The sequence below is a fragment of the Pontibacter rugosus genome (assembly GCF_042678745.1).
Taxonomy (GTDB): Bacteria; Bacteroidota; Bacteroidia; order Cytophagales; family Hymenobacteraceae; genus Pontibacter; species Pontibacter rugosus.
In genome coordinates this window covers 54192-62785 of sequence record NZ_JBHTLD010000002.1, presented here as the reverse complement: position 1 = coordinate 62785, position 8594 = coordinate 54192, and the positions used below count along the sequence as shown (strand labels likewise).

At 45.6% G+C, this 8594-nt stretch carries 6 protein-coding genes; 1 reads left to right on the top strand and 5 read right to left on the bottom strand.

The genetic code is table 11. From position 1 onward, the window contains the following. Positions 1-184: 184 nt before the first annotated feature. From ACFQ2O_RS00590 to ACFQ2O_RS00570, 5 genes are all read right to left on the bottom strand, one after another. On the bottom strand, positions 185-1213 hold the full coding sequence (locus ACFQ2O_RS00590; RefSeq protein ID WP_377522043.1) for a DNA-binding protein: 1029 nt from the start codon (positions 1211-1213) through the stop codon (positions 185-187). A 173-nt stretch (positions 1214-1386) separates the two neighbouring features. Next, positions 1387-2784, bottom strand: coding sequence for a class II fumarate hydratase (fumC, locus tag ACFQ2O_RS00585; RefSeq protein WP_377522042.1), 1398 nt, complete (start codon positions 2782-2784; stop codon positions 1387-1389). Positions 2785-2958: 174 nt separating this feature from the next. Beyond that, positions 2959-4029 (bottom strand): hypothetical protein, encoded by a 1071-nt coding sequence (locus ACFQ2O_RS00580; protein WP_377522041.1) that lies wholly within the window; start codon positions 4027-4029, stop codon positions 2959-2961. Between the two features lie 142 nt (positions 4030-4171). Next, a complete protein-coding gene (locus ACFQ2O_RS00575) occupies positions 4172-4888 on the bottom strand; it encodes a hypothetical protein (RefSeq protein WP_377522040.1) in 717 nt (238 codons plus the stop codon). Between the two features lie 24 nt (positions 4889-4912). Continuing rightward, on the bottom strand, positions 4913-5395 hold the full coding sequence (locus tag ACFQ2O_RS00570; protein WP_377522038.1) for an Mpo1 family 2-hydroxy fatty acid dioxygenase: 483 nt from the start codon (positions 5393-5395) through the stop codon (positions 4913-4915). Between the two features lie 253 nt (positions 5396-5648). On the opposite strand from ACFQ2O_RS00570, the gene ACFQ2O_RS00565 reads away from it, so the two are divergent. Next, entirely contained in the window at positions 5649-8579 is a 2931-nt protein-coding gene (locus ACFQ2O_RS00565) for a CHASE domain-containing protein (protein WP_377522036.1), read from the top strand. Positions 8580-8594 lie beyond the last annotated feature (15 nt).

Sequence of the window (8594 nt, the reverse complement as noted above, 5' to 3'; positions counted from 1 at the left end):
CGATGTATGGCAGGTATCAGCGGAAGGGTATGGAAGCCAGAAAGCAGTGGCGTTGTCAGTGGGCGGACTAGGTGAGATAATTCCGGATTTATACTTTTTACACCTTTGCTACCGCCTGATACTTTAATGATATAGTTATGAGTTATTATGGCATGTTTAGCGTCAAAGTACAAGTGAAGTGTCATTATCTATCCTTTAACCTTTTGAATACATCAATATTTTGATCTATTCGCTTTTCAAGAGCCATACTCTTCTCTCCTAAAAACTTGTCAAACTCATCTGTAGATAAATGTGTAACATAGTTCTTTAGCTTCTCATGTAAAGCATCACGAAAAGCCATATCTCTACTCGCCATCAGGCTCCTAGCTTTTTCACGCAATGGCTCATAAATAGCATTAGTAAAAGACTCAAACAGGTCAAACAGCTGATTTGCTTCACCTAGTGTTAACTTACGACTGAGCTTTTCAAACTCTTTCTTCAAGCAATCAGCATAACCATTTTCATAACTAGCAATTAAATCTAGAACTTCAGAATACATCGTAGCTCGTACACTATCTTTCTCCTTTAGCTTCAGTATTTGCCTATACTCCTTCGCATCTTCTTCGAAGATACTTATATAAACTTTGTTTGTAAGTTGAGCATACTTGAACTTATTATCTTGAATATAGTAATCCAGGGCATTAGTAAACTCTTGCCTATAGCGATGTTCGCGGATTGCACTTGATAGAAACTCCTCTTCTCTCTGGTTGATATACTTTGTACTCCCTCCTAATTTCCGATTGAGAGTGTCTATTACAACATCAAGAATAAAGCCTCTCAGTATTTTAGCCTGTTCACTTTCTGTCAACAACATTCCTATATTTAGAAAGGCTTTAAATGTAAATACCCCTAGTACTGATGTCTTCTTAAGAGAATTATCTATGGTAACGACATTAATGTCATTACCATGAGCTAACTTAAAGTTTCTTAGTCTGTTACCAGTTAATACCTCGTATCCATGTTCACCAACCTCATCCTTATGGCTCTCAACATAGCGGTCAATAGTTCTTTCATCTACATCAAAGAAATCAGCTACTAGCTTCTTTGTGTACCGGTACTTCCCCTCAAACATAACACCTGCAAAGTCTAGCTCTTTGTATAGTTCTTTAAGAGCTATATTATTGTTGAGTATGTTCTTGCGGTGGATTCCAGAAGTAGTTAGATCACGCTTCATCTTGCTTCAAATAATTGTATGTCTAATTAACAGAAAAAATAAGGAATTAGGTCGCTAATTGCATTCTTAAAATAGACATTAAACAAAAAAGGCAGCCCCTACCGGAGCTGCCTTTCCTTTTATCTACAAACACAAGTATAAAATCTTGTGTCTAACGTCTACAATCTAACGTCTTATTTCTTCAAGCTGCCGATCATATCCTCTGGTTTCACCCACTCATCGAACTGCTCGTTAGTGAGCAGCTCCAGGTCGATGGCTGCCTGACGGAGGGTGGTCCCTTCTTTATGCGCTTTCTTCGCGATTTTGGCAGCGTTGTCGTAACCAATGTGTGGGTTAAGCGCAGTAACCAGCATCAGCGAGTTCTCCAGGTTGTGCTTGATGCGCTCTCTATTTGGCTCTATACCTACAGCGCAATGCTTGTCGAAAGAGTCGCAAGCGTCACCGATCAGCTGGGCGCTCATCAGCAGGTTATAGATCATCACCGGCTTAAACACGTTCAGTTCGAAGTGGCCGTTCATACCACCTACTGAGATAGCCACGTCGTTACCAATTACCTGGGCGCAAACCATGGTCATGGCTTCAGCCTGCGTAGGGTTAACCTTGCCCGGCATGATAGAAGAGCCCGGTTCGTTTTCAGGAATCATGATTTCTGAAATACCAGAGCGGGGGCCAGAAGCCAGCAAACGGATGTCGTTGGCAATTTTCATCAAAGAAACGGCCAGCTGCTTTAAGGCACCAGATGTTTCTACCATGGCATCGTGTGCGGCAAGCGCCTCAAACTTGTTTGGAGCCGTGCGGAACTCATGGCCAGCGTACTGAGAAATCTTTTGTGCTACCAGCTCAGCATAACCTTCCGGCGTGTTCAGACCTGTGCCTACAGCAGAACCGCCCAGTGCAAGGTCCTTCAGGTGGTCAAGCGTATTGCTCAAGGCCTTCATACCATACTCCAGCTGCTTCACGTAGCCGGAAAGCTCCTGGCCCAGTGTCAGCGGCGTAGCATCCATCAGGTGCGTACGCCCAATCTTTACCACATCCATAAACTCCTCCGACTTGCTTTGCAGCGTGTCGTGCAGCTTTTTGATCATCGGCAGCGTATGCTCCACCACTTTTTTATAAGCGGCAATGTGCATGGCTGTCGGGAAGGTATCGTTAGACGATTGCGACTTGTTCACATCATCGTTCGGGTGGATCTTCTTTTTCTCGTCCATCAGGTCGCCACCCAGCACTACGTGCGCACGGTTTGCTACCACCTCGTTCACGTTCATGTTCGATTGCGTGCCCGATCCAGTTTGCCATACCACTAGTGGAAACTGGTCGTTCAGCTTACCTTCCAGAATTTCATCACATACTTTAGAGATGATATCAGCTTTATCCTGAGACAACACACCCAACTCAGCGTTAGCCTGTGCAGCCGATTTTTTAAGTATAGCAAAGGCTTCGATTACCTCCTGCGGCATCTGCTGCCCGCCAATGGTAAAGTTTTCTTTTGAACGCTGTGTCTGAGCGCCCCAATATTTGTCTGCAGGCACCTCTATAGGGCCCATCGTGTCTTTCTCTACGCGAACTTGCATATAGTTTTATCTATTGGTTAAAAGGATACGTGTCTGTGGCAAAACTACGAAAAAGAGTTCAGAGTGCCGAGTTCAGAGTCTTGAGTTAAGCGTTATACCAAAATCATAAATTACAGCCATCCTGAAGCCAGGATCATCTCATAACTTTCAACTCTAAACTCATAACTACTAAAGCTATTCCCCAAAAACTGGCAGCAGCGTTTGCTCAATTTTAACAGGCTTGCGCACCTGCTTGTTTACATACTTCTTTTCCTGCTCAAAGGCTACAACTTTAAGTGTAATATCAAGGCCGGTTACCGTATTGCTGTTCCGGAAAACAGCGTATAGGGCGCCATCTGGTGTTTTGGGTGTTTCGGATGGCAGCACCTTTTTATAATCTGAGATAATGCCGCTGCCTTGTGCAAAGCCAAAGTGCTTCCAATCAGAGTCTGCATCAGCTACAAACTTATCGGCAGAGGCTTTGCTCATAAAATAATAGTCTATGTTGCCGCTGGCATTTACCTGGGGCAGGCTTGGGATAAGGCCAAGGCCAAAAGCGGCTACAGGGCTTACGCCTGCGGTAAGGCCAGCAGCACCCTTAGCAGCCATACTGGTCATGTTCTTCAGCTCCTCCACCGACTCTTGCCCCACGCCTACCCAATATACCCAGTGCACCGTGTTGGGCGGTAACTTAAAAGGGATAGCCACCCGGCTAGGGTTCAGGTTTGCCTTAGAGGCTACCCGAAAAGTCTTGTCTATTAAAGTAGTCGGGATGAGCTCTCCTTTTATGGCAACTTTATCTGTGGTGGTGGCCCAGGTAGTGTCGGAGCTCTGTTTCCAGGTAATGTTGGTGTTAAAGTGACGGGTTTCTGCACCGTTAGGCTGCCGTTTTAGATGTAGGCGGGCAGGTATGGGTTTCTCTGTGGCTGAGGTAAGTATAAACTGGTACACCATTTTCTGTGGTACCGTCAGCTGTAGGTTCTTAACTTTTTTCTGATCTCTTGCTTTATATATCATCGAGCCCGAAGCAAACTCCCGCACCTCCAGGTTTACCGGCTGTCCGGCCTTCTCGGTTTCTATACTTAGCAGTACCTTATCGCCTTGCTGAAAGCCGTAGTAATACACGCCATCCTGCTGCTTTGTAGGCAGCGCCTGCTCTATTGAAACAGGTATGTTTATACTTAACTCGGCTACTGATAACGGCTGCTTCTGAGCCATGGCTGCTGCTGTCCATAGCAGCGTCAGTATCAGGAATTTATACTTCATATTTTGCCTCTTCTAAAATTGGGGCAAATATAGCTGAAATACAGATAGATTGGTTTGGTAAGCGGTATGGTTTATAGTAAGAAAAGCTGCTGCTGCCAGCACGGCAATTTTTAAGTATAGCTGGGCAGTCCATTAGCCTCCTCTACCTGATGACACGCTTGCCGGATTGCGCTGCAAGCAGGGCAATCATTTCTAACTGCACGGGCTTCAGGTAAGTCATATCCAGGTGTGTCTGGTCCTTAAATGTTACCAGATACTCGCCCTCTCCACCCAGGTAGTGGATGCTTTGAATGTCCTGCATCTGGTATGTTCGCTGCTCAAGCAGCAGGTTCGTAATCTCTACCTGGTCTTCATCTATGGCTACGTGCCAGCGCAGCGAGTACCAACCTACTAAACCCGACAGCAGCAGCATAACCAGCAGCAGTATAGTATAAATCCGGTTAGAGCGATTTCCTTCTGTATGAGATAAGTAGTTTTTGTACAGTTCATAGTCGTGGCCCAGTAATGCTCTTTGTGCCAGGCGCAAGGGTATTACGGCTAAGGTAAGGCCTATGAGCAGGCCAGAGGCAAAGAGGGCCCTGAAATTTGGCGTAAGCACATGCAGGTGCGCTGTAGAGGCGTGTATGATGCTGGAGATAAGTGCCAGCATACCAGCACTAAATACGGCCAGCACACAGGCAAAAAAGTAATAGGCAATTGTAAGCTTAAATTCCTTCTTCTGAATATACTGTACCTCTTCGGCAGAAAGCACCTCCAGGTTTTGGGCAGGCGATAGGCGGCGAAGCGCATAACGCACAACCGGCAGCAGCACTGCTACAGCAAAAAAGGCAATCAGCAGATTTTTAGTTATTTCCAGCATAAAGAATGAATTGGTGCCGCAAAGTTAATACGGTATACCCAATTTCCGATAGATAAATCCCAGTAACCAGGCCGGGCCGATCATCAGGAACTGTAAATCTTTTAAAAAAGAAGGTTTTTTGCCCTCTACTTTGTGCCCGTAGAACTGCCCTATCCAAGCTAAAACAAATATAACCACGCAGATAAGCCACAGCGGAGTAGCGAAAGCTGTATCTGCCACATAAATTGCCCCTAGCACCAAAGTGCATACAATGGCCATACCCAGAAACATAGCAAACGATAGGCGCAGGTAAAACAGCAGGCCCAGCAGTATAACCACTGTTCCGAAGTGCACAAAAGGTTGTATAGGCCGCGGAAACAACTCTTTCAGGGCGCCGCTTGGGATACTGGCCAGCAGCCCAATAATGCTGAAGAAAATTAAAGGCACACAAATCCAATGGATAAGCTTATTAGTCTGGTTCTGGTGGCTTTGGCCATACTCGTCAAACCACTGTTGAATTGGTCTCATCTAGCACTTTGTTTTAATTGGAGCCGAACTTGGTACTAAAGTAAATATAACTATAGTAAGATATAAACACTAGTTTATAGAGATGTTTGTTTATAAGTTAAATATGGTTATTTAGTGAGGCTACGCTCCCGCTTGATTGGTGAGCATGCGCTTTTTTCCTATCTTTACGAGACATCAACCAAATGCCAGAATTCACATGCAACTATATCACGGCAACAATAGTTAGGTTTTCTTCGGCATTAAACTGTTACACATGAAATTCGCCAAACTGGCTTCTTTTATAAGAGATTATTTTATTGCGGTATTCTCTTTCCTGCTTATTTTTCTGCTTACCCTATTCGTTTATTCCGAAACAAAAAAGAAAGCAGAAGAGCGCAGCGCCAAGATGTTTGCTTTTAGAGCCGAGCAGATTACACAGGCAATCGATAAGCGCATGCGTGATTATATTCAGGTGCTGATTGGCGGTAAAGCTTTTTTTACCTCTTCTGATACTATTACCCGCCAGGACTGGAAAGTGTATTACGAGACGCTGAACCTGGAGGAGCAGTATCCTGGTTTACAGGGTTTTGGTTTTGCGAAGGCTGTAAGAGGGAAGCAAGTGCAGCAGCTCGAAAGGCGTATCAGGCAAGAAGGCTTTGAAAACTACAGTGTATATCCGGCTGGTAACCGGGAGTTTTACACTCCTATTATTTACCTGGAGCCTTTTGCGGGCATAAATCTACGGGCATTCGGGTTTGATATGTACAGCGATTCTGTCCGGCAGTCGGCCATGCGTATAGCGCGTGATACCAGGCAACCAGCCATGTCAGGGAAAGTAAGGCTTGTGCAGGAGTCAGGCCAAGACGCACAGGCAGGCTTTTTGATTTACCTGCCTATTTATGAAAATAATGCCAAGCCAGAGTCTATAAAAGATCGGCAGCGGCTGATAAAGGGCTTTGTATACAGTCCTTTTAGAGCCAACGATTTAATGACAGCCATACTGGGTGACTCCCTAACTGATGTGGATGTGGAGGTATATGATGCCACTAACCTTAACAAAGAGTCGCTCCTTTACAGCACGGATACTACCCTCTACTATCATACCAGGCACAACAGGGAGTACAACGAACTAAACACCCTCACCATTGGCAACAATAACTGGCGCGTGTACATCACGTCAAAGCCAGGGTTTGGTGTCTCTGCTGATTCTGAACTGCCATACTTTATACTTATAGGAGGTCTGATTATCAGTGCCCTCATGTTCTTCATTATCTGGTCGCTTTCTAATGTGCGCCGGTCTAACCGCCTGAAGCAGACAATTACGGATAATGCCACCGCCGCTCTTTTTATTATTGATGCGAAAGGCTATTGCACGTTTATGAACCCTGCTGCAGAACAAATGACGGGTTTCACGTTTGAAGAGATGCAGGAAAAAACGCTGCACGACATGGTGCACTACAAGCACATGGATGGCTCTCCTTTTCCGGCAGAAGGCTGTCCTATCCGTAATGCTTTAGCCATAATAGAGCCGATGCGTGCTTATGAAGATGTGTTTGTGCGCAAAGATGGCAGCTTTTTTTATGTGTCCTGTGCTGTTCAGCCCATTGTGGAGAGTGGCAGCGATAGCTACGCGATTATAGAAGTGCGCGATATCAGTGACGAAAAGCAGGCGCGGGAGGCCATTATAGAAAGTGAAGCCCGCTTCCGTACCATGGCTGATAGCGCTCCGGTTATCATCAAAGTAATGGATGATAGCAGGAACTTTATGTACGTGAACAAACAGTGGATCGACTTTACCGGGATCAGCTTTGAAGATACCATAAACTTAAGCTGGACAGAGGTGGTGCATCCTGATGATATAAAAGGCATTGAGGCGGAGTTTGAGAAAGCGACTGCAACCTTGTCCTCGTTTAGGGCGGAGCTTAGAATGCGCAGGTTTGACGGAGTTTACCGCTCTGTGGTGGCTACTAACACACCTCGCTTTGGTACAGCAGGAGAGTTTTTAGGCTTTATAAGTTCTGTTATTGATATAACTGAAATCAAAGAAGCAGAATCGAAGGTAAAGCAGAATGCTGAGCTATTGCAAAAACTGTTTCTGGAGGTGCCAGCGGTGGTAGGGCTGGTACGTGCCTCAGATCATAAATATGTATTGGCTAACCCGCTGTATCGCCAGTTGTATGGCAACAGGCCATTGGTAGGCAAAACAATTTACGATGCCCACTCTGAAGAAGAGGGCGAAGGCTTCTTCAGCCGACTGGAAAATGTATTCGAAACCGGCGAAGCGTTTATAGGCAATGAGATTCCTACAGCCATCGATAAGCAGGGTAATGGAGAGTTGGAGCACGGATATTTTAACCTGGTTTACCAACCTCTGCTGGACGCAGCAGGAGAAGTAGAGGCTGTGCTGCTGTTTGCAGTAGAAGTTACAGAGCTGGTGAGTGCCCGAAAAGAGCTAAGCGATACGAATGATGTGCTAAGTATAAAAAATACAGAGCTACTGCGCATCAATAACGACCTGGACAACTTCGTGTACACCGCATCACACGACCTTAAATCTCCGATTGCGAACATGGAAGGCCTGGTAATGCTGCTGCACGACATCCTGCAAGGCAAGCTGGAGCCCGAAGACATGCAGGTGCTGGGCATGGTGCAAAGCGCCATCAATAAACTTAAAGGCACCATTGCAGATCTGGCAGAAATAACCAAAGTACAGAAAGAGTCTAAAACCACGGTAGAGTCCCTTTCTTTCGAAAAGAAGCTAAAAGATGTAACTGCTGACATTGCAGGCTTAGTGCAGGAGTCAGGGGCAATTATTAGAACAGACTTTCAGGTAAAAGAAATCATGTATGCCAGTAAGAACCTGCGCAGCATCATTTATAACCTGGTGAGCAACGCCATCAAGTATAAATCGCCGGAGCGCAGGCCGGAAGTACACATCAGTACATACCAGGAGGATAACTATGTTGTGCTGGAGGTGCAGGACAACGGGCTGGGTATCAAAAAAGAGCAGCAACACAAGCTGTTCTCCATGTTTAAGCGCTTGCACACGCACGTAGAGGGCACAGGTATCGGGCTATACATTGTAAAGCGCATTATTGAGAACAATGATGGCAAAATTGAGGTAGAGAGCGAACTCGGCAAAGGCACCACCTTCAGGGTTTACTTTAGCTTGAAACCAGCAGCAGAGCAGCTGGAGCAAGTATAGCTGGTGCCTTGCACA